General features: G+C 66.0%; 26 protein-coding genes. 17 read left to right on the top strand and 9 right to left on the bottom strand.

The window, feature by feature from the left end:
* Nucleotides 1-2 precede the first annotated feature (2 nt).
* From ACFOHJ_RS10935 to ACFOHJ_RS10925, 3 genes are read right to left on the bottom strand one after another with little or no spacing between them, the layout of a single operon-like run.
* Nucleotides 3-3,362 (bottom strand): error-prone DNA polymerase, encoded by a 3,360-nt coding sequence (locus tag ACFOHJ_RS10935; RefSeq protein WP_378220537.1) that lies wholly within the window; start codon nucleotides 3,360-3,362, stop codon nucleotides 3-5.
* Nucleotides 3,359-4,876 (bottom strand): Y-family DNA polymerase, encoded by a 1,518-nt coding sequence (locus ACFOHJ_RS10930; RefSeq protein ID WP_378220536.1) that lies wholly within the window; start codon nucleotides 4,874-4,876, stop codon nucleotides 3,359-3,361. Before ACFOHJ_RS10930 ends, ACFOHJ_RS10935 begins: the two co-directional genes overlap by 4 nt.
* Nucleotides 4,818-5,789 (bottom strand): ImuA family protein, encoded by a 972-nt coding sequence (locus tag ACFOHJ_RS10925; RefSeq protein WP_378220535.1) that lies wholly within the window; start codon nucleotides 5,787-5,789, stop codon nucleotides 4,818-4,820. The genes ACFOHJ_RS10930 and ACFOHJ_RS10925 overlap by 59 nt, the downstream gene beginning before the upstream one ends.
* A gap of 182 nt (nucleotides 5,790-5,971) precedes the next feature.
* Here ACFOHJ_RS10925 and ACFOHJ_RS10920 point away from each other — a divergent pair, with 182 nt between their 5' ends.
* Complete coding sequence (locus ACFOHJ_RS10920) at nucleotides 5,972-6,394, top strand: metallopeptidase family protein (protein ID WP_378220534.1); 423 nt, start codon at nucleotides 5,972-5,974, stop codon at nucleotides 6,392-6,394.
* A gap of 12 nt (nucleotides 6,395-6,406) precedes the next feature.
* Here the strand turns inward: ACFOHJ_RS10920 and ACFOHJ_RS10915 are convergent, their stop codons facing one another.
* Together ACFOHJ_RS10915 and ACFOHJ_RS10910 are read right to left on the bottom strand one after the other, a co-directional pair.
* Nucleotides 6,407-6,616: a DUF1737 domain-containing protein gene (locus ACFOHJ_RS10915; RefSeq protein ID WP_378220533.1), complete on the bottom strand. Its 210-nt coding sequence runs from the start codon at nucleotides 6,614-6,616 to the stop codon at nucleotides 6,407-6,409.
* 28 nt (nucleotides 6,617-6,644) lie between these two features.
* Complete coding sequence (locus tag ACFOHJ_RS10910) at nucleotides 6,645-7,526, bottom strand: HpcH/HpaI aldolase/citrate lyase family protein (RefSeq protein ID WP_378220532.1); 882 nt, start codon at nucleotides 7,524-7,526, stop codon at nucleotides 6,645-6,647.
* A 96-nt stretch (nucleotides 7,527-7,622) separates the two neighbouring features.
* On the opposite strand from ACFOHJ_RS10910, the gene ACFOHJ_RS10905 reads away from it, so the two are divergent.
* From ACFOHJ_RS10905 to ACFOHJ_RS10840, 14 genes are all read left to right on the top strand, one after another.
* Nucleotides 7,623-8,792 (top strand): NAD(P)/FAD-dependent oxidoreductase, encoded by a 1,170-nt coding sequence (locus tag ACFOHJ_RS10905; protein WP_378220531.1) that lies wholly within the window; start codon nucleotides 7,623-7,625, stop codon nucleotides 8,790-8,792.
* A gap of 223 nt (nucleotides 8,793-9,015) precedes the next feature.
* The gene (locus tag ACFOHJ_RS10900; protein WP_378220530.1) at nucleotides 9,016-9,525 is read left to right on the top strand and encodes a glyoxalase superfamily protein; all 510 of its coding nucleotides are present in this window, start codon (nucleotides 9,016-9,018) and stop codon (nucleotides 9,523-9,525) included.
* A 119-nt stretch (nucleotides 9,526-9,644) separates the two neighbouring features.
* Nucleotides 9,645-10,250 (top strand): 3-isopropylmalate dehydratase small subunit, encoded by a 606-nt coding sequence (leuD, locus tag ACFOHJ_RS10895; RefSeq protein WP_378220529.1) that lies wholly within the window; start codon nucleotides 9,645-9,647, stop codon nucleotides 10,248-10,250.
* Between the two features lie 30 nt (nucleotides 10,251-10,280).
* Nucleotides 10,281-11,135, top strand: coding sequence for a hypothetical protein (locus ACFOHJ_RS10890; protein ID WP_378220528.1), 855 nt, complete (start codon nucleotides 10,281-10,283; stop codon nucleotides 11,133-11,135).
* A gap of 24 nt (nucleotides 11,136-11,159) precedes the next feature.
* The gene (locus ACFOHJ_RS10885; RefSeq protein ID WP_378220527.1) at nucleotides 11,160-11,564 is read left to right on the top strand and encodes a RidA family protein; all 405 of its coding nucleotides are present in this window, start codon (nucleotides 11,160-11,162) and stop codon (nucleotides 11,562-11,564) included.
* 120 nt (nucleotides 11,565-11,684) lie between these two features.
* Entirely contained in the window at nucleotides 11,685-12,134 is a 450-nt protein-coding gene (gene msrB / locus ACFOHJ_RS10880; RefSeq protein WP_378220526.1) for a peptide-methionine (R)-S-oxide reductase MsrB, read from the top strand.
* Nucleotides 12,131-12,721, top strand: coding sequence for a peptide-methionine (S)-S-oxide reductase MsrA (gene msrA, locus ACFOHJ_RS10875; protein WP_378221531.1), 591 nt, complete (start codon nucleotides 12,131-12,133; stop codon nucleotides 12,719-12,721). Before msrB ends, msrA begins: the two co-directional genes overlap by 4 nt.
* The gene (locus ACFOHJ_RS10870) at nucleotides 12,718-13,203 is read left to right on the top strand and encodes a peroxiredoxin family protein (protein ID WP_378220525.1); all 486 of its coding nucleotides are present in this window, start codon (nucleotides 12,718-12,720) and stop codon (nucleotides 13,201-13,203) included. Before msrA ends, ACFOHJ_RS10870 begins: the two co-directional genes overlap by 4 nt.
* Before the next feature lie 130 nt (nucleotides 13,204-13,333).
* A complete protein-coding gene (gene leuB, locus ACFOHJ_RS10865; RefSeq protein ID WP_378220524.1) occupies nucleotides 13,334-14,437 on the top strand; it encodes a 3-isopropylmalate dehydrogenase in 1,104 nt (367 codons plus the stop codon).
* An 88-nt stretch (nucleotides 14,438-14,525) separates the two neighbouring features.
* On the top strand, nucleotides 14,526-15,407 hold the full coding sequence (locus tag ACFOHJ_RS10860) for a DMT family transporter (protein WP_378220523.1): 882 nt from the start codon (nucleotides 14,526-14,528) through the stop codon (nucleotides 15,405-15,407).
* A gap of 46 nt (nucleotides 15,408-15,453) precedes the next feature.
* On the top strand, nucleotides 15,454-15,576 hold the full coding sequence (locus tag ACFOHJ_RS10855; protein ID WP_378220522.1) for a hypothetical protein: 123 nt from the start codon (nucleotides 15,454-15,456) through the stop codon (nucleotides 15,574-15,576).
* Between the two features lie 112 nt (nucleotides 15,577-15,688).
* A complete protein-coding gene (locus ACFOHJ_RS10850; RefSeq protein ID WP_378220521.1) occupies nucleotides 15,689-16,723 on the top strand; it encodes an aspartate-semialdehyde dehydrogenase in 1,035 nt (344 codons plus the stop codon).
* A 68-nt stretch (nucleotides 16,724-16,791) separates the two neighbouring features.
* A complete protein-coding gene (locus ACFOHJ_RS10845; protein WP_378220520.1) occupies nucleotides 16,792-17,244 on the top strand; it encodes a GNAT family N-acetyltransferase in 453 nt (150 codons plus the stop codon).
* 154 nt (nucleotides 17,245-17,398) lie between these two features.
* The gene (locus ACFOHJ_RS10840) at nucleotides 17,399-17,713 is read left to right on the top strand and encodes a glycine zipper domain-containing protein (RefSeq protein ID WP_378220519.1); all 315 of its coding nucleotides are present in this window, start codon (nucleotides 17,399-17,401) and stop codon (nucleotides 17,711-17,713) included.
* Nucleotides 17,714-17,795: 82 nt separating this feature from the next.
* Here the strand turns inward: ACFOHJ_RS10840 and rpsP are convergent, their stop codons facing one another.
* The 3 genes from rpsP to ffh all read right to left on the bottom strand — a co-directional run bounded on the left by rpsP (nucleotide 17,796) and on the right by ffh (nucleotide 20,170).
* On the bottom strand, nucleotides 17,796-18,188 hold the full coding sequence (rpsP, locus tag ACFOHJ_RS10835) for a 30S ribosomal protein S16 (RefSeq protein WP_378220518.1): 393 nt from the start codon (nucleotides 18,186-18,188) through the stop codon (nucleotides 17,796-17,798).
* 72 nt (nucleotides 18,189-18,260) lie between these two features.
* Nucleotides 18,261-18,578 (bottom strand): chorismate mutase, encoded by a 318-nt coding sequence (locus tag ACFOHJ_RS10830; protein ID WP_378220517.1) that lies wholly within the window; start codon nucleotides 18,576-18,578, stop codon nucleotides 18,261-18,263.
* A gap of 8 nt (nucleotides 18,579-18,586) precedes the next feature.
* Complete coding sequence (ffh, locus tag ACFOHJ_RS10825) at nucleotides 18,587-20,170, bottom strand: signal recognition particle protein (RefSeq protein WP_378220516.1); 1,584 nt, start codon at nucleotides 20,168-20,170, stop codon at nucleotides 18,587-18,589.
* A 241-nt stretch (nucleotides 20,171-20,411) separates the two neighbouring features.
* On the opposite strand from ffh, the gene ACFOHJ_RS10820 reads away from it, so the two are divergent.
* Nucleotides 20,412-21,212 (top strand): DUF2270 domain-containing protein, encoded by an 801-nt coding sequence (locus tag ACFOHJ_RS10820; protein ID WP_378220515.1) that lies wholly within the window; start codon nucleotides 20,412-20,414, stop codon nucleotides 21,210-21,212.
* Nucleotides 21,213-21,372: 160 nt separating this feature from the next.
* Entirely contained in the window at nucleotides 21,373-22,173 is an 801-nt protein-coding gene (locus ACFOHJ_RS10815; protein ID WP_378220514.1) for a lytic murein transglycosylase, read from the top strand.
* A 71-nt stretch (nucleotides 22,174-22,244) separates the two neighbouring features.
* On the opposite strand, the gene ACFOHJ_RS10810 is transcribed toward ACFOHJ_RS10815, so the two are convergent.
* Nucleotides 22,245-23,471 (bottom strand): argininosuccinate synthase, encoded by a 1,227-nt coding sequence (locus ACFOHJ_RS10810; RefSeq protein WP_378220513.1) that lies wholly within the window; start codon nucleotides 23,469-23,471, stop codon nucleotides 22,245-22,247.
* Nucleotides 23,472-23,504 lie beyond the last annotated feature (33 nt).

Raw genomic sequence — 23,504 nt, 5'->3', positions numbered from 1 at the left:
CTTTATTGGAAATTGCGGCCCTTGGGCATGACCTTGCGCGTTTCTTCCGCCAGCACGGCGCTATCGCGCGGCGGCAAGGGCTCGCCTGCGTCCTGGTCAGCCGACCCGGCCTCCTCGCGCAGCGCCGCCAGCCACGGCGTCAGATCTTCGATCGTGTCGGCAACGATGTGGATGACATCCGATTCCGATTGCAGCTTGCCGGAAACGCAGACCAGTCTCGCCCCCATGACGACCGGCCGGAAGCGCTCGAACACACGCGGCCAGAAAATGACGTTGGCGATCGCCTTCTCGTCCTCCAGCGTGAGAAAGATGGCGTTGCCCTTGCCGGGGCGCTGGCGCACCAGCACCAGGCCGGCGACGCGCACGCGCCGGCCGTCCTTCACCGACGGCAAGTGGGCGTTCGGTATGACGCCATGGCGATCGAGCCGGGCGCGCAGGAAGCCGACCGGATGTGCCTTGAGCGACAGGCCGAGCGAACGATAGTCGTGGACGACATGCTCGCCGAGCGGCATCGACGGCAGCACCGCTGCCGGTTCCAGGTCGCGAAGGCGAATGCCCGGCCGGTCGAACAAGGGCAGTTTTTCGGCCGCGCTCCTGCCGCCGAGCGCCCGCACAGCCCACAGAGCCTGACGGCGGTCGAGGCCGAGCGAGCGAAAGGCGTCCGCCTCGGCCAGTTTCTCGATCTCCCCGGCATCGAGGCCGGAGCGCAGCCACACATCGCGCACCGACACGTAGCCGTCCCCGCGTCTTTCCACGAAAAGGGCGATGCGGTCTTCCGACAGCCCCTTAACCTGGCGAAAGCCCAGGCGCACGGCATGGCGGCTTTTGATCACGCCGCGCATGGAGGCATGGCGCCCGATGATCCTGCCTGGGTCGAAGGGAGCCGCCTCCAGCGTGCAATCCCACACCGAGACATTCACGTCGACCTCGCGGATTTCGATGCCGTGGTCGCGGGCATCGCGCACCAGTTGCGCGGGGGCGTAAAAGCCCATCGGCTGGGAATTGAGGATCGCGGCACAGAAGACATCGGGATAAAACGTCTTGAACCAGCACGACGCATAGACCAGCAGCGCGAAGGAGGCGGCGTGGCTTTCGGGAAAGCCGTAATCGCCAAAACCCTCGATCTGCCGGAAGCAGCGTTCGGCGAAATCCCGCTCATAGCCGTTCTTGACCATGCCCTCGATGAAATCCTGCCGGTGGCCGTCAATCGTGCCGTTGCGCCGGAACGTGGCCATCGAGCGGCGTAACTGGTCGGCCTTGCCGGGCGGGAAGCCGGCGGCCTCGATGGCGATCTTCATCGCCTGTTCCTGAAACAGGGGGATGCCGAGCGTCTTGTAAAGAATCTGTTCCAATACCGGGCTCTGATAGTCGAGCTTCTCCTTGCCCATTCGCCGCCGCAGGTAGGGATGCACCATGTCGCCCTGGATCGGGCCGGGCCGCACGATCGCCACCTCGATGACGAGGTCGTAGAATTTTTCTGGCCGCAGGCGCGGCAGCATCGACATCTGTGCGCGCGATTCGATCTGGAACACGCCAAGCGTATCGGCCCGGCAGATCATGGCGTAGACTTCGAGCCGCTCCTCCGGCAGGGTGGCAAGGGTGTAGGGCCGGCCGTGAGCATCGCGCGCCTCGGGATAATGCCGCTCGAGCAGACCGAAGGCGCGGCGAATGCACGACAGCATGCCGAGCGCCAGCACGTCCACCTTGAGCAGGCCGACGGCGTCCAGGTCGTCCTTGTCCCACTCGACCATCTTGCGCTCGTCCATCGCCGTCTTGATGATGGGCACGATCTCGTCCAGCCGGTCCCGGGTGATGACGAAGCCGCCGACATGCTGCGTGAGGTGGCGCGGAAACCCCAGTATCTCGTTGGAAAGATCGATCACCCGCCTCGCCAGGGGGTCGGCTTCATCGAGGCCGCCGGCGCTCGCTTCCTTCTTGCCGAGTTTCGACGACCACCAGCCCCAGATGGAGCCGGAAAGCGCGCTGCGCACGTCCTCCGACAGGCCCATCGCCTTGGCCACCTCGCGCAAGGCGGAGCGCCCCCGGTAGCTGGTGACGGCCGCGGCCAGCGCCGTGTGCTTTTGCTGGTATTTTTCGTAGATATATTCGATGACCTCGTCGCGTCTGTCATGTTCGAAGTCGACATCGATATCGGGAGGCTCGTTGCGCTCGACCGAGATGAAGCGCTCGAACAGCGTGTCTATCTTGTCCGGCCCGACAGGCGTGATGCCGATGCAGAAGCAGACCACGGAATTGGCCGCCGAGCCGCGTCCCTGGCACAAGATGCCCCGGCTGCGCGCGAAGCGGACGATGTCGTGGACCGTGAGGAAGTAGCGCGCATAGCCCATGCGGTCGATGAGCGCCAATTCTTCCCGGATACGCTGCGACACCGACGCCGGCACGCCCCCGGGATATTTTTCCGCCGCCCCTTCCTGCGCCAGGCGCTCGAGTTCCTGCTGCGGGGTAGCGCCGTCCCGCGTCGGCTCATCCGGATAATTGTGCTTCAGTTGCGAGAGCGAGAAGGAAAGCTCCTCTGCGAAACGCGTCGTTTCCGCGATCGCCTGCGGATAAGCGCGAAACAGCCGTGCCATCTCCGCCGGCGGCTTCAGATGGCGCTCGGCATTGGCGGCAAGCCGGAACCCGGCCTCGGCCACCGGCACGTTGAGGCGGATCGCCGTCAGCACGTCCTGAAGCGGCCGGCGGTCGGCGGCATGGTAGAGAACGTCGTTGCTCGCCATCAGCGGCAGGCGGAGCACTTCCGCCATGGCCGCCGCCTGCTCGATGCGGAAGCGGTCGTCGCCCTGATAAAGCGGCGCCACGGCCAGCCGCAGCGCGCTGCCGAAACGGTCCTTGAACCGGCGAAGCAGGTCCATCTGGTCTGGCGCGTTCGGCGACACATCCGGCAGGACCGCCAGCGACAGCCGATCGCCCCATTCGAGGAGATCGGCCTGGCGCAGCAGGGTGGCGCCTTTTTCCGTCTCCTCGCGCAGATTGGCCTGCGTCAGCAGGCGGCACAGATGCCCCCAACCCTCGCGGTCGCGCGGATAGGCGAGCACATCCGGCGTGCCGTCGCCGAAGACGAGGCGGCAGCCCGGATGATAGGGCAGGTGGACAGGACCGAAGGATTTCTCCGGCTCTTCCTCGTTCTCGACGCGAATGTGCCCCGACTGGCTCCAGGCGCGGACCACGCCGGCCACGCTGTTGCGGTCGGCAAGACCCATGCCGGCATGGCCGAGCGCGCAGGCGGCCACCACCAGTTCCTCCGGGCGCGAGGCGCCGCGCAGGAAGGAGAAATTCGACTGCACCCCGAACTCGATATAGCGCGGTTCCTCCGGCGTGTTGCAGGGCGGTTCGGGTGTCATGCGAAGAACCCGTGCATGAACCAGCGCGGCGGCACTTTCGCGGCCCCGTAAAGCCCCTGCCGGTAAAGCCAGTAGCGGCGCCCCTCGCTGTCCTCGACGCGGAAATAGTCACGGGCTGAAGAGACCGTCCTCTCCGCGATGAGTCTCAGACGGCGGCTTTCGTAGGCCTCCTCCTTCTCGTTCTCCTTTCTGGGAATGAAGTGATTTTCCTGCCACCACTCGCAGCCGATGCGCTCCGGCCCTTCGGCCCGCCTGACGCTGTAGACGGCGCGCCGCCAGCGGAAGCGCAGGGGCGGCCCCTCCGGCAATTCGGTCACCGGCACCTCGACGGGCTCGGGCGGGCGCAAAAGGCGGATCGGCCGCTCGGAAAGGGCAAGGGACGAAGCGGCCTTCAGACGTTCCCGCGCAGCCTGCGCGAAGGGCACCAGGCGGGCGGCGCGTTCCGGCAGGTGGCTTGCCACGGGGAGGGACCTCAGCACGGCACTTTCCCCCAACCGCGCCCGCACGCGGTCCGCAAACTGCTCCAGATCCGCGCCTTCCCCGCCCGTATCCCCGGCCAGGTCGGTCTGCTGCAGGGAAAAAGGCGCTGCGGCCAGCACCGACAGGCGCACGAGATCGAAGCCGAAACCGGCATCTAACTCCTGCCTGATGGCGACAAGGCGCTCATGGAACAGTTTCTGGATCAGCACCGGGTCGCGCAACGGCCGCGACGTGCCGACGGCAATGCGGCTGACGGCGCCGTCGACGCGAAACAGCACGAGATGGAGCGAGCGGGCGCCCTCGCCGCGCCGTTCGAGATCCGGTCTCAACGCCTGCGCCAGGCTTTTCGTAAGGTGCTCGACATCGTCGGCCCGCGCTACCGGTTCGGGCAGATGCCGCTCGACCGACAGCGCCGCCGCCGGCCGGCGTGGCGAGACCGCTTCGTCGAAACGGCCGAGCGCCTGGTCGAGGCGGGCAAGCAGCGGCGCGCCGAAGCGGCGGGCAAGCGGCGCGCGCGGCATCGCCATGACGGCACCCATGGTGCGCAGGCCGACGCTCTCCAGGCGGTCGCGCACGCCGGGTTCCAGGCGAAGGGCCGCCAGCGGCAATGGCGCAAGAAATTCTTCCTCCCCGCCGGCGGCGACGGAGCGGCCGCTGTAAAACCGCGCCGCCGCCCAGGCCGCCCCGACCGTGGAGGCAATGCCGGCGCGCGCGCAAAAACCCTGGTGGAGAAACCGCGTTACCATCTCGGCCAGTATTGCCTCCTCCCCGCCGAAAAGATGGACGCAACCGGTGATGTCGAGGAAAAGGCCGTCGGCGCCATCCAGCGCCACCAGCGGCGTATAGCGGTCGCACCAGTCGGCAAGCCCTTCGAGCAGCCGCCGCTCGGCCTGGGGATCGGCTTCGACGACGTCGATCGCCGGATACATGGCGCGCGCATCGGCAACGCCCATGCCGCGCTTGAGGCCGAGCGCCTCAGCCCGCTCGTCGAGGGCCGCGATCAAGCGGCTGTTCCTGTCGAGCCGGCTGATCACCAGCGGCGCGCGATCCGCGGCCCCGTCCGAACGCCAGCACCTTCCCAGGCGCTGCCGCAATATCCGCTCCGTGGCGAGGTACGGAAACCACAGGGAGAGGATTCTTTGCCCGCTCGTCCCGTCGCTGTTCTTCGAATCTGCGTTCATCGCGGTTCCACTCCAGTGTGAATTGTCGAGGTCCTGCATGGCTGCCCTTGTCGACAGCCACCGTGAAAGCGGGGCGGCCGATCGATCCCGCGAGCGGCCCGGCCATCGTCTCGCGCAGTGCCGACGGCGACGGGCTGACGACGAGGCGCACCGGTGCGGCCGTCGGTTCAGCCACCGCCGCCTGCCGCAGCAAAAGCAGCGGCCGGCCGCTATCGCGCGCCCGCGTGTGCAGCCGCCGGGTGGCGGTGAGATCGAGTTGCCGCGGATTGCCGCGCATTTCCACAACGACCGCCGCCGGCGTCGCCAGCCGCGCCGCCTCCTCGGCGATCCACAGCGCATCGGCGGTCTTGTTCGTCGTGCAGAGCAGCAGGGCCTGCGGCTCGATCCCGAAAGTCTTCCAAAGCCCCGCCGCATCGGGAAAGCCGGCTTCGTGGAAAAGCTCCGCCGTGCCGACCCACAGGACCGGAGCCCCCGCCGAGCCCGAATCCGCAGCCAGGAGAGCGGCGAGCGCCAGCCCGAACCCCGTGACCGCGCCGGCATCGCGGGTTCCGGCGCCGTGAATCTCGATCAGCGCCGCCTTGGGCAGGCCGCCGCCCAGCGCCGCGTCGAGACCATCGATCCCGGTCGCCAGCGCATCGCTGCCCTGCCGGCGGCCTGCGCCAGCGGCAAGGGGATTTTCCAGGCGCTCGGGCAGCGTCCCTTCGATCCGTGCGATCTGGTGGCGCAAGGCAAAAACAGTTGCCCGCGCCACGGCGCCTTTAGCCATGACGGTTCGGTTTCCAGCAAAGTTGTTCCTGTTATGTTCTTATGGATTCCAGAGCCCGGCCCGAGAGTCAAGCGGAACAGAAAAGAATTTATTCCTCTCCCGCTTCCGGCGCAGGTGCTCACGCCGTCGCCATTTGCCGATTCCGGCGCAAAAGCCTATATGCGCCCGACAAAGGAAACCGAATGGCCCGCATCTATAAGACCCGCACCTGGCACGACGAACTCTCACCCTCGCTGGAGGAGATCGAGTTCCTGGCCATGGAGACCTATGCGCATCTGCCGGACGAATTCCGCAAGCTGACCGGCGAGATCGTCATCCAGGTCGCGGAATTTCCCACCGATGAGATCATGGACGACCTGTCGCTGGAGACGCCCTTCGACCTGCTCGGCCTGTTCGAGGGGCGTGGCATCGCCGAGCGCTGGAATCCGCAGACCGGCGAGGGGCCGAACCGCATCACGCTCTATCGCCGCGCGATGCTGGACTACTGGGCCGAGAACGAGGAAACGCTGGGCGATATCGTCACCCATGTGCTGATCCACGAGATCGGCCACCATTTCGGCCTGTCGGACGACGACATGGAAAAGCTCGAGGAGGAGGCCGAATAAGGCCGGACCGCCCTACCAGTCGCTGAGCTTGGTCTTGCCGGCTTCGTATTCCTCGCCTTCGACATCCTTCACCACGGCCTGGCCGCAGCGCATGATCTTTTCGTTCTCGTCATACGCATAGGTCGGCGAGCCGTAGAGATGCCAGCCCTTGTTCAGCGCCGCCGTCACCTTGTGGCAGAAGGTGGCGTCGTCGATGGCGGTGAGGAAACGGTAAAGGCGCATGGGTCTGCCCCGTGATGAAGGTGGGCCATCATGCCCCGACGACGGTCGCCTTCGCCAGCAATTTTTTCGCCTGCTCCAGGTGCAGCCGTTCGACCATTTTTCCGTTGAGCGCGATCACGCCCTTGCCGGCATTCTCGGCAAGGGCGAAGGCATCGCGGATGGCCCGCGCCTCGGCAAGGGCTGCCGCCGACGGCGAGAACGCCGCATTGGCCGCCTCGATCTGCGCCGGATGGATCAGCGTCTTGCCGTCGAAGCCCATCGCGGCCGCCTCGGCGCATTCATGGGCGAAGCCTTCCGCATCGCGGAAATCGTTGTAGACGCCGTCGAGCAGGTCGAGCCCTCCGGCTCGCGCCGCCAGCACCATCTGCATCAGCCAGGGCATCAGGTAGCGTCGGTCGGGCGTCGCCAGAACGCCGGTTTCCTTGACCAAATCGTTCGTTCCGGCCACGAAACAGGCAAGCCGCGAGGCGGGATCGCGCCCCAGTTCGGCGATCGCGCCGAGATTGAGCATCGCCTTCGGCGTCTCCACCATCGCCCACAGCTTCAGCACCTCCGGCGCGGCGGCCTCGTCCAGCGCGTCGCCCGCTTCCAGCACGTCGCGCGCCGTATCGACCTTGGGCAGAAGGATGCCGTCGGGCTCGCATGCCGCTGCCGCCAGAAGATCGTCGCGCCCCCATTCGCTGGACAGCGCATTGATGCGCACCACCATCTCGATCGCGCGCCCGGGGCGGTTGGCGAGGATATTCCTGAGCTTTGCGCGACCGGCGACCTTTTCGGTAGGGGCGACCGAGTCCTCCAGGTCGATGACGACGGCGTCGCAGGCAAGCGAGGCGATCTTGGCCAGCGCCTTGTCGTTGACGGCGGGCACATAGAGCACCGAGCGGCGCGGACGATAGGATGTTTCGCTCATCTGGTCTTCTTGCCCGGCAACGCTGGCCCTTGCAAGACCTTGCGGCAGGGCGGCGAAAGCTGTCATCTCTACGAATCAAGCCACGGAACGAACGACATGCCACACTACGACATCGTGATCATCGGCGGGGCGATCGTCGGCTCCTCGCTCGCCTATCACCTGCGCAAGGAGGGCTTTGCCGGCTCCATCGCGCTCGTCGAACGCGACCCGCAATTCACCCACTCGGCCACCACGTTGTCGGCCGCCTCGATCCGCCAGCAATTCTCCATTCCCGAGAACATCCGCCTGTCGCAATATACGCTGGGCCTGTTCCGCCGGCTGAAGGATGAATTCGGCGCCGATGCCGACATCGGCTTCCGCGAAGGCGGCTACCTGATCCTGGCCAGCGACGAGGGGCTGCCGGTGCTTGCGGCCAACCACGCGGCGCAGGTCGCCGAGGGCGCCGACATCGTGCTGGAGGATGCCGCCACGCTCGCCCGCCGCTTTGCCTGGCTGTCGACCGAAGGCCTCACTGCCGGCACCTATGGGCGCAGCGGCGAAGGCTGGTTCGACGCCCACGCCTATCTGCACCTGTTCCGCAAGGCGCTGCGTACGATGGCCGTCGACCTGATCACCGCCTCGGTCGCGGACATAAGGCGCGAGGGCAACCGCGTCACCGGGGTCATGCTCGACAATGGCGAGACGCTGGAAACCGGCCTTGTCGTCAACGCGGCCGGACCGAATGCCGGCGTTGTGGCGAAAATGGCGAGATTGGCGCTGCCGGTCGAGCCGCGCAAGCGCACCGTCTTCGTGTTCGAATCGCGCGACCGCTTCGACGACATGCCGCTGACCGTCGATCCGGGCGGCGTCTGGTGGCGGCCGGAAGGGTCGGTCTACATCACCGGCGGCGCCGAGATCGAGGACGGCGAGCAGGCCGCCGATCCGGCCGATTTCGAGCCGCAGTGGGGCCTGTTCGAAAACGACATCTGGCCGGTGCTGGCCACCCGCGTCCCCGCCTTCGAGGCGATCAAGATGACGCGCGCCTGGGCCGGGCACTACGACTACAACACGCTCGACCAGAACGCGGTGATCGGCCCGCACCCGGAGGTGGAAAACTTCATCTTCGCCAACGGTTTTTCCGGCCACGGCCTGCAACAGGCGCCGGCGGTCGGCAAGGCGCTGTCGGAACTCATCGTCCACGGAGCTTACCGGACCATCGACTGCACGGCCTTCGATTATAGCCGCGTCGCCGAAGGGCGCGCGTTCCGCGAACTGAACGTTATCTGAGGCAAGCCTGCCACAGCCGGGCGTCAGACGCCCGGCAGCCCATTGACCTTGCCCTCGCGGCCCCCTATCTGGCGGCGGCAAGGGCGGGAAGCCCCTGCCGCCCGCAGCCGCAAGGCCCGGTGAAGCTTCCCATGAGCGTTCGTTCCTGTCGACGCGACGGCCGAAACGGCAATGCGGGCACCCGTTCGACAAAAGCCGTTCGTCATTCGCAAGGAGCGAAGCCATGGCCATCGGTCACACTATCCCTACGAAAACCACTGCGCCCGGCACCCGGGAGAGCGCTACCCACAGAACCAGCGCCCACAAGACCAGCGCAAAGCGGCTGCGCGCGGCGCTCGCCGCCGACGGCATCGCCATCAGCCACGCCAAGGCGCTGGAACTGGTGGCCCGGCAGAACGGCGTCCGCGACTGGAACACGCTCGTCGCGCGGCCCGCCGAAGACACCCCGGCCGAGACGGCGGACACCGGCATCGCCGCGCCTTTCGGCGTCGGCGAGACGGTCTCCGGCACGTTCAACGGCCGCGAGGCGCGGGGCCGGGTCATCGGGCTCGAAGAGACGATCAAGCCCGATCTGTGGCGCGTCACCATCGCCTTCGACCCGCCGGTCGACGTGGCGACCTCGAAGCTGTTTTCGGCCGAGCGCCGGCGGGTACAGATGGTGGTCGGCGCCGATGGCCGCTCGCGCCGGCTGACCGGCACGCAAACCGGCGTCATGGCGCTGGCGAGGGCCTGAGGGTCTCGGCAACAAGGACGGCAAGGCGGCTGCGGCGACCTTGCCGTCTTTTATTTGGCGGCGACCTTGTGTAAACCGTCTCCAGCAATCTGCCGCAACCGAGATATGGGGCAACCGTCATGGACAAGTTCACCAAGCTCACCGGCGTCGCCGCGCCCCTGCCGATCGTCAATGTCGACACCGACATGATCATCCCCAAGGACTACCTGAAGACGATCAAGCGCACCGGGCTCGGCACGGGCCTGTTCGCCGAGATGCGCTACAACGAGGACGGCTCGGAGAACCCGGATTTCGTGCTCAACAAGCCGGCCTACCGCAACGCGCAGATCCTGGTCGCGGGCGACAATTTCGGCTGCGGCTCGAGCCGCGAGCACGCGCCGTGGGCGCTGCTCGACTTCGGCATCCGCTGCGTGATCTCCACCTCGTTCGCCGACATTTTCTACAACAACTGCTTCAAGAACGGCGTCCTGCCGATCACCGTCAGCCACGAGGACCTCGACAAGCTGATGGACGACGCCTCGCGCGGCTCCAACGCCACGCTCTCGGTCGACCTCGAGGCCATGGAAATCCGCGGCCCGGACGGCGGCGTAATCAAGTTCGACCTCGACGCCTTCCGCCGCCACTGCCTGCTGAACGGCCTCGACGACATCGGCCTGACCATGGAAAAGGCACCGGCCATCGCCAGCTTCGAGGCCAAAAACGCCGCCAGCCGCCCCTGGGCCTGATCTTTCCACCGCCTGCGACGGAGGAGCGAAATGCGCTTGGGTTCACGGCTGGCTGGTCTGGCGGTGCTGTCGGCTGTCCTGTGCGGCGCGGCCGTCGCCCAGGAAGAGGACAAGCAGGAGCCGATCCCCTTCGCTGGCGGCCAGCTCACCGTCACGCAGACGGAAGAATACGGCGAAAAGACCCTGTCCTTTGACGGCAAGGCGCTGGCCAGCAACTTCGTCGTCTATTTCGACCGCATCGCCAAGGTCGGCGGAACCGATGTCGCGCTGCTCGACGTCGGCGACGGCGGCAACGCCTGCGGTCCGGCCAAGGTCATGGTGTGGAAGCCGGAGAACGGCGACGTCGAGAGCGCCAGCATCGGCGCGGACGATTGCGGCGCGCCGCCGGCCGCCCTCACCGACGACATGATCTACTTCGTGCCGTGGCTGCAGCCGGGCGGCTCGGCACAGGTGAAGACATGGTCGCCGCAGCAGGGATTCGCGCTCGCCGGCGAGCTGACCTACATGGCTGATCCGGGAACCGGATGGGCGGATATCGATCCGTCGAAATACGACAACATCATCGACGCCTTCCACAACGAAGCCGTCTACCAGGCGGCGCAGAAGCTGCTGGGCGACAAGCTCGGCGACGTGACGACGGCGCTTCTGGTCGGCGGCGGCACCGAAAAGACGGCGTCCGGCATCGTTTACGCCTCCGGCTGCGTACCGCACGCCTGCGGCGTCAGCGATGGCTTCATGGCCATCGATGCGGCGGAAAAGAAGCTCTATTTCGCGCAGCAGAAGGACGAGCAGGGCGCCGGCGGCGCCGATGCCTGGCCAGACCTGAAGGAATGGCCGGCGGAACTGCGCGATGCGATGGAAAAGGCGCTGGCGCCGCCCCAATAAATTTCCGACGGCGAAAGGCACGCGATGCGAAGACTGATCTCGACCGGTTCGCCCTTTGAAAAGGTCGCGGGCTACTCGCGCGCCGTGGTCCAGGGCGACTGGTGTTTCGTGGCGGGCACGACCGGCTACGACTACGCCACCATGACGATGCCGGAGACGGTGGAGGCGCAGGCTCGCAATTGCATGGCGACGATCGCCAGGGCGCTGGCGGACGGCGGCTTCGACCTGCGCGACGTGGTGCGCGTACACTATTACGTGACCGACGACGCCTTCGTGGATCAGGTCTTCCCGATCGTCGGCGAATATTTCGCCGACATCCGCCCGGCCGCCACCATGATCGTCTGCGGCCTTGCCAGGCCCGGGATGAAGATCGAGATCGAGGTGACGGCGCTTCGGCGTACCGCTGCGGCGCCATCGCCCCGCGACTGATGCGGGCACAGCCGGCCGTTCCCTTTGCGGCGAAGCGGCGTATATTCCCCTGACGATCTTGGACAGCGGCCCGCGAATAACCATCTTAGGGCAGCAAACCAATTCCGCATGGAGGATGTGATGCCTGACTATCGCAAGTCGGCGGAAGCCATTGCCGCCCTGACGCCCGAGCAATACCGCGTCACCCAGCAAAGCGGCACCGAGCGGCCCGGCACCGGCGAATATCTCCACAACAAGGAACCCGGCATCTATGTCGATGTCGTTTCCGGCGAGCCGCTGTTCGCCTCCGCCGACAAGTTCGATTCGCATTGCGGCTGGCCGAGCTTCACCCGGCCGATCGAGCCCGCCCATATCAACGAACTCAGGGACACCACCTTCGGCATGGTCCGCACCGAGGTGCGTTCGGCCCATGGCGACAGCCATCTCGGCCACGTCTTTCCCGATGGACCGCCGGATCGCGGCGGCCTGCGCTATTGCATCAACTCGGCCTCGCTGCGCTTCATTCCCCGCGCCGACATGGAAAAGGAAGGCTACGGGGCCTATCTCGACCAGGTGGAGGCAGTATCATAAGCGAACAACGCGCCATTCTTGCCGGTGGCTGTTTCTGGGGCATGCAGGATCTGATCCGCCGCTTTCCCGGCGTGATTTCGACCCGCGTCGGCTATAGCGGGGGCGACGTGCCGAACGCCACCTACCGCAACCACGGCACCCATGCCGAGGCGATCGAGATCGTCTTCGACCCGCAGAAGACCAGCTACCGCACCCTTCTGGAATTCTTCTTCCAGATCCACGATCCGACCACGCCGAACCGCCAGGGCAACGACCGCGGCACCAGCTACCGCTCGGCGATCTTCTATGCCGACGACGAGCAGAAGAAGATTGCCGAGGAGACCATCGCCGATGTCGACGCCTCTGGCCTGTGGCCGGGCAAGGTGGTGACGGAAGTCGCGCCCGCCGGCGATTTCTGGGAAGCCGAGCCGGAGCACCAGGACTATCTGGAGCGCATTCCCGACGGCTACACCTGCCACTTCGTGCGGCCCGGCTGGAAACTGCCGCGCCGCGCCGCGCCGAGGCGGCCGCCTGAGCCGCCGGGCATAAACCGAACGAGCGGGCACCCCGATCGGCGCCCGCTCCCATCAAGGAGGCCCCTGCCATGAGCATCGTGGGCAATCAGGCACCCGAACTGCGGGTGCCGACCTGGATAGATCCCGACGGAAACCCGCTGTCGCCGCTCAAGCTTGCCGACCTCGGTCCCGGCTACAAGATTCTTTTCTGCTTCCAGCACTGGTGCTCCGGCTGCCATTCGAGCGGCTTCCCGACGCTTCAGCGCCTGGTCGATGCGCTGGGCGACAAGGGTTTCGGCTTCGCCGTCATCCAGACGGTATTCGAGGGCGCCGAGGAGAACACGGTCGAGCGCCTGCGCGAGGAGCAGCAACGCTACGGTCTGAAGCTGCCCTTCGGCCATGACCCGCTGCGCGAAGACGGCGGCTATCCGACCCTGATGGAGGATTATGGCACCGGCGGCACGCCGTGGTTCATCCTCATCGATCCGAAGGGCTCGGTGCTGTTCAGCAATTTCCACTTCGACGCCGATCACTTCCTGCGCGCCCTCGGACTGGAAGCCACGGCAACCACCTGAGCCGTTTTTCGCGAGAAATTCGCTCCCGCCCCGCCGGTTTGGCCGCTTGGCTCTACCGATCCATCTTGCACGCCGCCTGCCCGACGTTTAGCAAGGCCGCGGATCGAGACATTTTCCCAAGGGTGATTTCATGGCTGCGAAGAAGCTTTTCCTCCTGCCCGGCGACGGCATCGGCCCGGAGGCGATGGGCGAGGTGAAAAAAATCATCGCCGCCATGAACGAGAAATGGAACAGCGACTTCGCCACCGACGAAGGGCTGGTCGGCGGCTCGGCCTATGACGCCCACGGCCAGGCCGTTTCGGAAGCCGACATGCAGAAGGCGCTGGCGGCAGACGCGGTGCTGTTCGGGGCGGTCGGCGGCCCGAAGTGGGACGGCGTGCCCTATGAGGTGCGTCCCGAGGCCGGCCTGCTCAGGCTGCGCAAGGACCTCGAACTGTTCGCCAACCTGCGCCCCGCCATCTGCTATCCGGCGCTCGCCGCTTCCTCCTCGCTGAAGCCGGAAGTCGTCGAAGGGCTCGACATCCTGATCGTGCGCGAGCTGACCGGCGGCGTCTATTTCGGCGAGCCCAAGCAGATCATCGACCTCGGCAACGGCCAGAAGCGCGCCATCGACACGCAGGTCTACGACACTTTCGAGATCGAGCGCATCTCGGGCGTCGCCTTCGAGCTGGCGCGCACGCGCGCCAACAAAGTCTGCTCGATGGAAAAGAACAACGTCATGAAGTCGGGCGTGCTGTGGAAAGAAGTGGTGGCGCAGACCCACAAGGCCAAATACTCCGACGTGGAGCTGACCCACATGCTGGCCGACGCCGGCGGCATGCAGCTCGTGCGCTGGCCCAAGCAGTTCGATGTCATCGTCACCGACAACCTGTTCGGCGACATGCTTTCCGACGTGGCGGCGATGCTGACCGGCTCGCTCGGCATGCTGCCTTCGGCGTCGCTGGCCGCTCCCGACGCCAAGACCGGCAAGCGCCGCGCCCTCTACGAGCCGGTGCATGGTTCGGCTCCCGACATCGCTGGCAAGGGCATCGCCAACCCGATCGCCATGATCGCTTCCTTCGCCATGTGCCTGCGCTATTCCTTCAACATGGTGGCGGAGGCCGACCGGCTGGAGAAGGCCATTGCCGACACGCTGGAAGCCGGCCTGCGCACCAGGGACATCATGTCGCCCGGCATGACCGAGGTCGGCACCACGGCGATGGGTGAGGCGATCCGCGAGCGTTTCCTGGCCTGATTGATTCCCTCCGGTGGCTGCCGGATCGCGACAGCCGCCGGATCCAGCCGAAACCTCGCCGCCGACGGCGGGCAAGACAGGCCGGACCATGAACCAGCAATCCTCCTCTCCCCTGCTCGGCATCGCGCTGATGGCGGCCGCGATGCTGCTGGTGCCCGGCGTCGACGGCATCGCCAAGACGCTGAGCGCGGCGCATTCGCCGCTCTACATAAGCTGGGCGCGCTACGCTTTCGCCTCGGTCTTCGTCCTGCCCTGGGTGCTGGCGCAACGCGGCGTCCACTTTCTTCCGCGCGAGGAACTTCCGGCGCACGCCATGCGCACCTTCTTCGCGGCGGCCTCGATGTGCTTCTTTTTCGCCGCCATCGCCGTCTCGCCGATCGCCGACGTGACCAGCGCCTATTTCGTCGGCCCGATCGTCGCCGCCGTCCTGTCGGTGCTGCTTCTGGGCGAAGCCCTGACAACCCGCAAGATCGCCGCCCTTGCCCTCGGCTTCGTCGGCGCCATCATCATCGTCAATCCGGCCGGCGGCATCGATGCCGGCCTGTTGCTGGGCGTCGTCGCCGGCGTCTTCTTCGCCCTCTACATGATCGCGACGCGCAAGACCCGCGCCAGCGACCCGGTCAGCACGCTGGCCTTCCAATGCCTGTTCGGCGCCGCCATCCTGTCGCCGCTGGCGATCTGGAACTGGTCGCTGCCGTCGATGGGCGAACTCGGCCTGCTGTTCCTGATGGGCCTGATCTCGGCGGCATGCCATTTCATGACCATCTCCGCTTTCCGCCACGCGGAAGCCTCCCTGCTCGCACCGCTGTCCTACCTGGAACTGATCGGCGCGACCGTGATCGGCTATCTGGTGTTCAGCGACCTGCCCGGCATCCGCATCCTCATCGGCGCGGTCCTCATCGTGGCGGGCGGGCTGATCCTCGTCCAGCGGCGGCGCGCCGGCGCAAAGGTCGCAAGCGCGGTGCATTGACTCTTGCGCGCGTTCGCGCCATATGCCGCGCGTTACGGAGCTTCGCATGCGCGCCCTGTTGATGGCATTTCTGGCGATGAACGCTTCCGGCCTTGTGTCGGGGCAGGATCGCACGCGCGCCCGTTCCACCAAAACCACGGCCAAAAAAACGACCGCTACCACGGTCTGATCTCCCTTGGCCTCTCCGCCCTCTCCCCGGGTCTGGCCCGAGGGAGGCGGGACCCGCAACGGCCGGCGGGTTTCTCCAGAAGAACAAGCGGAGAGCGACAGGAGAATTTTCAATGGGTTTCAAGGTTGCGGTAGTCGGTGCCACGGGCAATGTGGGCCGCGAAATGCTCAATATCCTCGAAGAGCGCGGCTTCCCCGTCAGCGAGGTCGTGCCGCTGGCTTCGCGCCGCTCGCTCGGCACGGAAGTGTCCTTCGGCGACAAGACGCTGAAGACCAGGGTGCTCGACAGCTACGACTTTTCCGATACCGACATCGTCCTGATGTCGGCGGGCGGCAACGTTTCCAAGGAATGGTCGCCGAAGATCGGCAAGCAGGGCTGCATCGTCATCGATAACTCGTCGGCCTTCCGCTACGATCCGGACGTACCGCTGATCGTGCCGGAAGTGAACCCGGATGCCGTCACCGGCTTCTCGAAGAAGAACATCATCGCCAATCCGAACTGCTCGACCGCGCAGATGCTGGTGGCGCTCAAGCCGCTGCATGACGCCGCCACCATCAAGCGCGTCGTCGTCTCGACCTACCAGTCGGTGTCGGGCGCCGGCAAGGAAGGCATGGACGAGCTGTTCACGCAGACCCGCGCCGTGTTCGTGGCCGACCCGGTCGAGGCCAAGAAGTTCACCAAGCGAATCGCCTTCAACGTCATTCCGCACATCGACGTCTTCATGGAGGACGGCACCACCAAGGAAGAGTGGAAGATGGTGGCCGAGACCAAGAAGATGCTCGACCCGAAGATCAAGGTGACCGCCACCTGCGTGCGCGTGCCGGTGTTCATCGGCCATTCGGAAGCCGTCAACCTCGAGTTCGAGAAGCCGATCACGGCCGACGAGGCGCGCGCGATCCTGAGCGAGGCGCCGGGCTGCCTGGTCATCGACAAGCGCGAGGACGGCGGTTACATCACCCCGATCGAGAGCGCCGGCGAGGACGCCACCTACATCTCGCGCATCCGCGAGGACGCGACCATCGACAACGGCCTGAACCTGTGGATCGTCTCCGACAACCTGCGCAAGGGCGCGGCGCTCAACACCGTGCAGATCGCCGAACTGCTGGTGGCGCGCGGGCTGATCCAGCCGAAGCAGAAGGCGGCCTGATCCGCTCCCTGCACCGCCTTGCAGTGCGACCGGACGGCCTGCCGTCCGTCTCGCCTGCGGGCCGGGCGATGACCGTCGACCATCCTGAAACGATCGCGTTGCGCCGGGCGGCAGCGCCCGACGCGGCGGCCATCGCGCAGGTGCTGCGCCGGTCGCTGGACTCCCTCCAGGAACAGCCATGCCGCAGCGCGGAAGAGGACCTTGCCTTCGTTCGCGAAGCGGTGCTTGCCCACCGGACCGTCACGGTGGCGCAAGCGTCCGGAAGCATCGTGGGATTCATCGCCACGCATGGCGCCTGGATCGACCTGCTCTACGTCGACCCCAAATGGACCGGGCGCGGCATCGGCAGTCGGCTGCTGGCGGCAGCGAACCTGCCGCAGGCCAAGCTCTACTGCTTCCGGTCGAACCGGCGCGCCTGCCGTTTCTATGAGCGGCACGGCTTCCGCGCGCAGGCTCATTCCGGCGGTGCCGGCGCAAGGCAAGGGCTGCCGGATGTCCTCTATGTCCGCACCAGCCGATAGGACAGTTCCCCCCGTCGGCATCGTAACGGTTTGATTCACCACGTTTGACAAAGTGCGCGCCAGCGGCGGTCCTCGATCGGCCCGATTGGGATCGAATCCTTCGATCGCGCGTTTAATCGCCGTCCAAGGCCGCAAATCGTTAGGGAGAACCGTGATGAAAAAGATTCTGGTGCTTGCGGCACTGCTGTTGCCGATAGCCGCCTGTTCACAGACCGAGCGAGGGGCCGCGATCGGCGGTCTTGGCGGCGCCGCCATCGGCAGCGCGGTCGCGAACGATCCTGTCGAGGGTGCGGTTATCGGTGGTGCGATCGGCGCCGTCGGCGGCGCATTGATCGGCAATGCCAGCGAACGCGGCCAGTGCCGCTACCGCGGCCGCTACGGCCGGGTCTACATCGCCCGCTGCCCGTCCAACTATCGCTACGACAACCGCCGCTACTACCCGCGCCGGCATTATTACGGCGGCTACTGAGAGATACACCCGCCGATAGAGAAAAGGCCGCGCGGCTGACATCAGCCACGCGGCCTTTTCTAGTCTGGCAGATAGGCGCTGCTTACTCGGAAGCGGCCTCTTCCGGGGCGGCGGCAGCAGCAGCGATCGCGGCGGCGGCGTCTTCCTGCGCCTTCTTCAGCAGGGCTGCGCGCTCCTGCGCCTTCTTGCCCGGTTCGGCCTTCTTCGGGTTGGAGCGGGCCGGGCGCTTGGCAATGCCTGCCTCATCGAGGAAGCGCAGCACGCGGTCGGTCGGCTGCGCGCCCTGCGACAGCCAGTGCTTGACGCGGTCGGCATCGACCTTGACGCGCTCGCCATCCCGCGGCAGCAGCGGGTTCCACGAGCCGAGCGTCTCGATGAAACGGCCGTCGCGCGGGCTGCGCGCATCGGCGACGACGACGTGGTAGTAGGGGCGCTTCTTGGAACCGGCGCGGGACAGTCTGATCTTCAACGACATTTTTGGTCTCCTGGATTTCCGTGTTTGGGGGTTGGTTGTACCGGCCACCGAATGGCGTGACCGGCATTTTCGTCATCCGCCGTTCTTGTCGGCGGCAATTTGTTCGTGGTGGCGAATGACTTCGCGCACGACGAAGTTGAGGAATTTTTCCGCAAAGTCCGGATCGAGCTGCGACTCGTCGGCCAGCCGGCGCAGGCGGGCGATCTGCTCGGCCTCGCGGCTGGGGTCGGCCGGCGGCAATCCATGCGTCGCCTTGAGCACGCCGACCGCCTGGGTGCAGCGAAAACGTTCGGCCAGCATGTAGATTAGGGCGGCATCGATGTTGTCGATGGAAGCGCGGTAATCCGCCAGGATCTTCCGCGCCCGCGTCACGCTGTCATCGTCGTTCATGACACCCCTCACTTCTTCTTGCCCAGGCCCGGCAAGCCGCCGCCCGGAAGACCCGGCAGCTTCAGGCCGCCCGGCAAGCCGGGAAGCCCGCCACCCGGCAACCCGCCCGGCAAACCTTTGGGCAGGCCCGCGCCCAGACCGGCGGCTTCGGCCTGCTTCTGCAGGGCTTCAAGCTGTTTCGGATCCATCTTGGACAGGTCGGGCAGGCCGCCCATGCCCGGCACCATGCCGCCCATGCCCATCTTCGAGGCCAGGCCGCCCATCAGGCCCCGCATCATGCCGCCGCCTTTGCCCTTGCCGCCCATCGCCTTCATCATGTCGGCCATGCCGCGATGCATCTTGAGGAGCTTGTTGATCTCGGCGGCGTCGGTGCCGGAACCGGCGGCAATGCGCTTCTTGCGCGAATGCTTGAGCAGGTCGGGATTGGCGCGCTCGGCCCTGGTCATCGAGGAGATGATGGCGAGCTGGCGCTTGAACATGCGGTCGTCGAGGCCGGCGGCGGCAAGCTGGTCCTTCATCTTGCCCATGCCGGGCATCATGCCCATCAGCCCGCCCATGCCGCCCATCTTCGACATCTGCTGCAACTGCTGGGCAAGGTCGTTGAGGTCGAACTTGCCCGACTGCATCTTCTTGGCCATCGCCGCCGCCTGTTCGGCGTCGATGGTTTCGGCGGCTTTCTCGACCAGGCTGACGATGTCGCCCATGCCGAGGATGCGGTCGGCGATGCGCTTGGGGTGGAATTCCTCCAGCGCATCCATCTTTTCGCCGGTGCCGATCAGCTTGATCGGCTTGCCGGTGACGGCGCGCATGGAAAGGGCGGCGCCGCCGCGGCCGTCGCCGTCCATGCGGGTCAATACCAGGCCGGTGATGCCGACGCGCTCGTCGAAGCTGCGGGCGAGGTTGACGGCGTCCTGGCCGGTCAGCGAGTCCGCGACCAGCAGGATTTCGTGCGGCGCCGATACCTTGCGGATATCGGCCATCTCCACCATCAGCGGCTCGTCGATATGGGTGCGGCCGGCCGTGTCGAGGATGACGACGTCATGGCCGCCGAGCTTTGCCGCCTGCACCGCGCGCCCGGCGATATCGACCGGCGACTGGCCGGCGATGATCGGCAGCGTCGCCACCTTCACCTGCTCGCCCAGCTGGCGCAGCTGCTCCTGTGCCGCCGGCCGACGCGTGTCGAGCGAGGCCATCAGCACCTTCTTGCCCTGGCGTTCGCCGAGGCGGCGGGCGATCTTGGCGGTGGTGGTGGTCTTGCCGGAGCCTTGCAGGCCGACCATCATGATGACGACCGGCGCCGGCGCGTTGAGGTCGATGGCGACGCCTTCCTCGCCCAGCATGGCGACCAGCTCGTCATGGACGATCTTGACCACCATCTGGCCGGGCTTGATCGACTTCAGCACCGCCGCGCCGACGGCCTTCTCGCGCACCTTGTCGGTAAACGAGCGCACGACTTCCAGCGCCACGTCGGCTTCCAGCAGCGCGCGGCGCACCTCGCGCAGCGCGGCCGAGACATCGGCCTCCGACAGCGCACCGCGGCCGGTAAGGCCGTTCAGGATGGAACCAAGGCGTTCCTGAAGCGATTCAAACATTCCATTTCCTCATTCTCGGGCACCCGGGTGAAGCCCAAGAGGTAATGCCTCCGCGCCGATTACCCAAACGAAGCCCAAAGCCAAAAAGCACCCGGGGGCGCACAGCGCTGCCGGGTGTTGACCTCCGGGATCGATTTATGGCCTGGCCTCGAAAGGTCGGGCGTCCCGGTCGGCGTGCTCGGAGAGGGTCTCGTCGCGGAATTTGCGCGCTGTAGACAGGAAAAACGGCCAAGAGTCAAGGATGGTGCGCGGCGGCCAGGAAGCGTACGCTGCCATTCGCCCGAAACCGGCCCCCGCTTTTCGGGAGATTTGCACCGGTCGCATCAGGGCGAGGCGCTACGACAATGGCAGACGACAAGCAGAAGGTACAGTCGCCGCCCTGCCCGAAACCCATGGCCAGGCCGTCACCGCGGCCGTCCACTACTATCGCGCCGAACTCGCCCGCATGGCCGGCTGGCGCGACCGCATCGACCGCACCACCAACTGGGCCATCACCGTGGTCGCCGCCCTGCTTTCCGTGTCGCTTTCGACGGCTTCCGCCCATCACGGCGTTCTGCTGTTCGCCATGCTGCTCGTCTACCTGCTTCTGATGATCGAGGCCCGGCGCTATCGCTTTTTCGATGTCTATCGCTTCCGGGTACGCCAGATGGAGCGGTATTACTTCGCGCAGGTCTTTTCGCCGATGGAGCACTTTTCGGCGAACTGGACGCAGATTCTGGGCCAGAGCCTGCGTGAGCCGAAATTCTTCATTTCCTATGGCGATGCGCTGTCGCGCCGCCTGCGCCGCAACTACATCTGGATGTTCCTGATCCTGCTTTTAGCCTGGGTGCTGAAAATCTCGACCCCACGCCTACAGGACCAGGCCGCCGGCTTCCGGCTGGCCCATTCGGTATGGGAGGTGCTGGCCAACGCCGCCTTCGGTTCCATTCCCGGCTGGCTGGTGGTCGGTGGCGTGGCGACGTTCTTCCTGTGGTTGCTCTATGCCTGCCTGCGTTCTCCCGGCGACACCGGCGAAGGCGATTTCGGCGAAGTGCATGTCTGATGTCCGCCCCGCAGACGGCAAAAAATCCCCGCTCGCCACAATTATCCCGATATCTTGGGCAAGTTCGCCCAACGGCCGAGGGCGCAAACGGCGGTGACAAACCGGAATTTCGCTGGCAAGTTCAACTCAGGGACGTAATTCAGGCAATCAGGAGACAAGCATGGCATTTTTTGCCAAAGGTAGGTTTTTGGTGGCGGTGGGCGCTGCCGCCGTATTCGGCCTGCTGAGCGGCGCCGCCCAGGCTGCAAGCTGCGGCAAGAGCGCGGCCGGATTCGAACAGTGGAAAGCGGAGTTCGCCCAGGAGGCGAAGGCCGCCGGCGTCCAGGGCAAGGGGCTTTCGGCTCTGGCCGGGGCCAGCTACGCCACTGCGACCATCAAGGCGGATCGCGCCATCCACAAGGCCTTCAGCGGCTCGGTCGAGGATTTCATGCGCCGCCGTGGCGCCGCCACGATCATCTCCAAGGGAAAGTCGCTGAAGAGATCCAACGCCGCCCTCTTCAACAAGATCGAAAGCAACTACGGCGTTTCGCCCGGCGTGCTGCTTGCCATCTGGGGCATGGAAACCGGTTTCGGCGCCGTCATGGGCAAGCAGAACACGGTTTCGGCCATCGTGACGCTCGCCTATGACTGCCGGCGTCCCGACTTCTTCACGCCCCACGCCATCGCGGCGCTGAAGCTGGTCGATCGCGGTGCGTTGAGCTCCACCTCCGTCGGCGCCATGCATGGCGAGATCGGCCACACGCAGTTCCTGCCCGGAAACGTCCTCAAATACGGCGTCGGCGGCGCCAACCTGCGCGACAAGGGCACGGCGCTCGCTTCCACCGCCAATTTCCTCAAGGGCCATGGCTGGCGTCCCGGCGTCGGGGCCGAGGGCAACATGGGCGCCATCGCCGGCTGGAACTCCGCCAGCGTCTATCAGCAGGCCATTGCCCGCATCGCCACGGCCATCGACAACGACTGACCGCACCAGCGGCAGCGACCGACAAAAAAGCCCGGCAAAAGCCGGGCTTTTTCGTAGGAAGAGCGGACTTCTCAGGACTTGCGGTTGCGCGCCGCCAGGGTGCGGAGCCGCAGGGCATTGAGGCGGATGAACCCTTCCGCATCCTTCTGGTCGTAGGCGCCCCGGTCGTCCTCGAAGGTGACGAGGTCGTTGCGATAGAGCGACTTCGAGGACTTGCGGCCGGAAACGATGACGTTGCCCTTGTAGAGTTGCAGGCGCACCGTGCCTTCGACATCTTCCTGGCTCTTGTCGATCGCCGCCTGCAGCATATGCCGCTCGGGCGAGAACCAGAAGCCGTTATAGACCAGCTCGGCATAGCGCGGCATCAGCTCGTCCTTGAGATGCGCCGCACCCCGGTCGAGCGTGATCGACTCGATGCCGCGATGCGCCGCAAGCAGGATGGTGCCGCCGGGGGTCTCGTAGACGCCGCGCGACTTCATGCCGACGAAGCGGTTCTCCACCAGGTCGAGGCGGCCGATGCCGTTGTCGCAGCCGAGGTCGTTGAGCGCGGCCAGCATCGCCGCCGGCGACAGCGCCTTGCCGTTGAGGGCGATCGGATCGCCCTTCGAGAAGTCGATCTCGATCTCCGTCACCTGGTCCGGCGCATCCATCGGCGAGATGGTGCGCTGATGCACGAATTCCGGCGGGGCCATCCACGGATCTTCCAGCACCTTGCCCTCGGACGAGGAGTGCAGAAGGTTGGCGTCGACCGAAAAGGGCGCGTCGCCGCGCTTGTCCTTGGCGATCGGGATCTGGTGCTTTTCGGCGAAGTCCAGCAGGTCGGTGCGCGACTTGAACGACCAGTCGCGCCACGGCGCGATCACCTTGATGTCGGGATTGAGCGCATAGGCCGACAGTTCGAAGCGCACCTGGTCGTTGCCCTTGCCGGTGGCGCCGTGGGCGACCGCGTCGGCGCCGGTCTCGCGGGCGATCTCCACCAGCCGCTTGGAGATCAGCGGACGGGCGATCGAGGTGCCGAGCAGGTAGAGGCCTTCATATTGGGCGTTGGCACGGAACATCGGAAACACGAAGTCGCGCACGAACTCCTCGCGCACGTCCTCGATGTAGATTTGCTTGGCGCCCATCATCTCGGCCTTCTTGCGCGCCGGCTCGAGGTCGCTGTCGCCCTGGCCGAGGTCGGCGGTGAAAGTGACGACTTCCGCGCCGAGTTCGGTCTGGAGCCATTTCAGGATGATGGAAGTGTCGAGGCCGCCGGAATAGGCGAGCACGACCTTCTTGACGTCTTTCAGCTTGGACATTGTTTCCGCCATTCCAGATAGGTTTAGGGCCAC

Origin of the sequence: Aquamicrobium soli, from assembly GCF_042646345.1 — a bacterium.
GTDB classification, from domain to species: domain Bacteria; phylum Pseudomonadota; class Alphaproteobacteria; order Rhizobiales; family Rhizobiaceae; genus Mesorhizobium; species Mesorhizobium soli_A.
The sequence above is the reverse complement of the archived record's forward strand: the minus strand, read 5'-3'. Positions and strand labels throughout refer to the sequence as shown.

What these genes read in the sequence shown, in the direction of transcription:
- ACFOHJ_RS10935 (WP_378220537.1), bottom strand. Translation starts at nt 3,362, where the DNA reads ATGACACCCGAACCGCCCTGCAACACGCCGGAGGAACCGCGCTATATC.
- ACFOHJ_RS10925 (WP_378220535.1), bottom strand. Translation starts at nt 5,789, where the DNA reads ATGGCTAAAGGCGCCGTGGCGCGGGCAACTGTTTTTGCCTTGCGCCAC.
- ACFOHJ_RS10920 (WP_378220534.1), top strand. Translation starts at nt 5,972, where the DNA reads ATGGCCCGCATCTATAAGACCCGCACCTGGCACGACGAACTCTCACCC.
- ACFOHJ_RS10915 (WP_378220533.1), bottom strand. Translation starts at nt 6,616, where the DNA reads ATGCGCCTTTACCGTTTCCTCACCGCCATCGACGACGCCACCTTCTGC.
- ACFOHJ_RS10910 (WP_378220532.1), bottom strand. Translation starts at nt 7,526, where the DNA reads ATGAGCGAAACATCCTATCGTCCGCGCCGCTCGGTGCTCTATGTGCCC.
- ACFOHJ_RS10905 (WP_378220531.1), top strand. Translation starts at nt 7,623, where the DNA reads ATGCCACACTACGACATCGTGATCATCGGCGGGGCGATCGTCGGCTCC.
- ACFOHJ_RS10900 (WP_378220530.1), top strand. Translation starts at nt 9,016, where the DNA reads ATGGCCATCGGTCACACTATCCCTACGAAAACCACTGCGCCCGGCACC.
- leuD (WP_378220529.1), top strand. Translation starts at nt 9,645, where the DNA reads ATGGACAAGTTCACCAAGCTCACCGGCGTCGCCGCGCCCCTGCCGATC.
- ACFOHJ_RS10890 (WP_378220528.1), top strand. Translation starts at nt 10,281, where the DNA reads ATGCGCTTGGGTTCACGGCTGGCTGGTCTGGCGGTGCTGTCGGCTGTC.
- ACFOHJ_RS10885 (WP_378220527.1), top strand. Translation starts at nt 11,160, where the DNA reads ATGCGAAGACTGATCTCGACCGGTTCGCCCTTTGAAAAGGTCGCGGGC.
- msrB (WP_378220526.1), top strand. Translation starts at nt 11,685, where the DNA reads ATGCCTGACTATCGCAAGTCGGCGGAAGCCATTGCCGCCCTGACGCCC.
- ACFOHJ_RS10870 (WP_378220525.1), top strand. Translation starts at nt 12,718, where the DNA reads ATGAGCATCGTGGGCAATCAGGCACCCGAACTGCGGGTGCCGACCTGG.
- leuB (WP_378220524.1), top strand. Translation starts at nt 13,334, where the DNA reads ATGGCTGCGAAGAAGCTTTTCCTCCTGCCCGGCGACGGCATCGGCCCG.
- ACFOHJ_RS10860 (WP_378220523.1), top strand. Translation starts at nt 14,526, where the DNA reads ATGAACCAGCAATCCTCCTCTCCCCTGCTCGGCATCGCGCTGATGGCG.
- ACFOHJ_RS10855 (WP_378220522.1), top strand. Translation starts at nt 15,454, where the DNA reads ATGCGCGCCCTGTTGATGGCATTTCTGGCGATGAACGCTTCCGGCCTT.
- ACFOHJ_RS10850 (WP_378220521.1), top strand. Translation starts at nt 15,689, where the DNA reads ATGGGTTTCAAGGTTGCGGTAGTCGGTGCCACGGGCAATGTGGGCCGC.
- ACFOHJ_RS10845 (WP_378220520.1), top strand. Translation starts at nt 16,792, where the DNA reads ATGACCGTCGACCATCCTGAAACGATCGCGTTGCGCCGGGCGGCAGCG.
- ACFOHJ_RS10840 (WP_378220519.1), top strand. Translation starts at nt 17,399, where the DNA reads ATGAAAAAGATTCTGGTGCTTGCGGCACTGCTGTTGCCGATAGCCGCC.
- rpsP (WP_378220518.1), bottom strand. Translation starts at nt 18,188, where the DNA reads ATGTCGTTGAAGATCAGACTGTCCCGCGCCGGTTCCAAGAAGCGCCCC.
- ACFOHJ_RS10830 (WP_378220517.1), bottom strand. Translation starts at nt 18,578, where the DNA reads ATGAACGACGATGACAGCGTGACGCGGGCGCGGAAGATCCTGGCGGAT.
- ffh (WP_378220516.1), bottom strand. Translation starts at nt 20,170, where the DNA reads ATGTTTGAATCGCTTCAGGAACGCCTTGGTTCCATCCTGAACGGCCTT.
- ACFOHJ_RS10820 (WP_378220515.1), top strand. Translation starts at nt 20,412, where the DNA reads ATGGTGCGCGGCGGCCAGGAAGCGTACGCTGCCATTCGCCCGAAACCG.
- ACFOHJ_RS10815 (WP_378220514.1), top strand. Translation starts at nt 21,373, where the DNA reads ATGGCATTTTTTGCCAAAGGTAGGTTTTTGGTGGCGGTGGGCGCTGCC.
- ACFOHJ_RS10810 (WP_378220513.1), bottom strand. Translation starts at nt 23,471, where the DNA reads ATGTCCAAGCTGAAAGACGTCAAGAAGGTCGTGCTCGCCTATTCCGGC.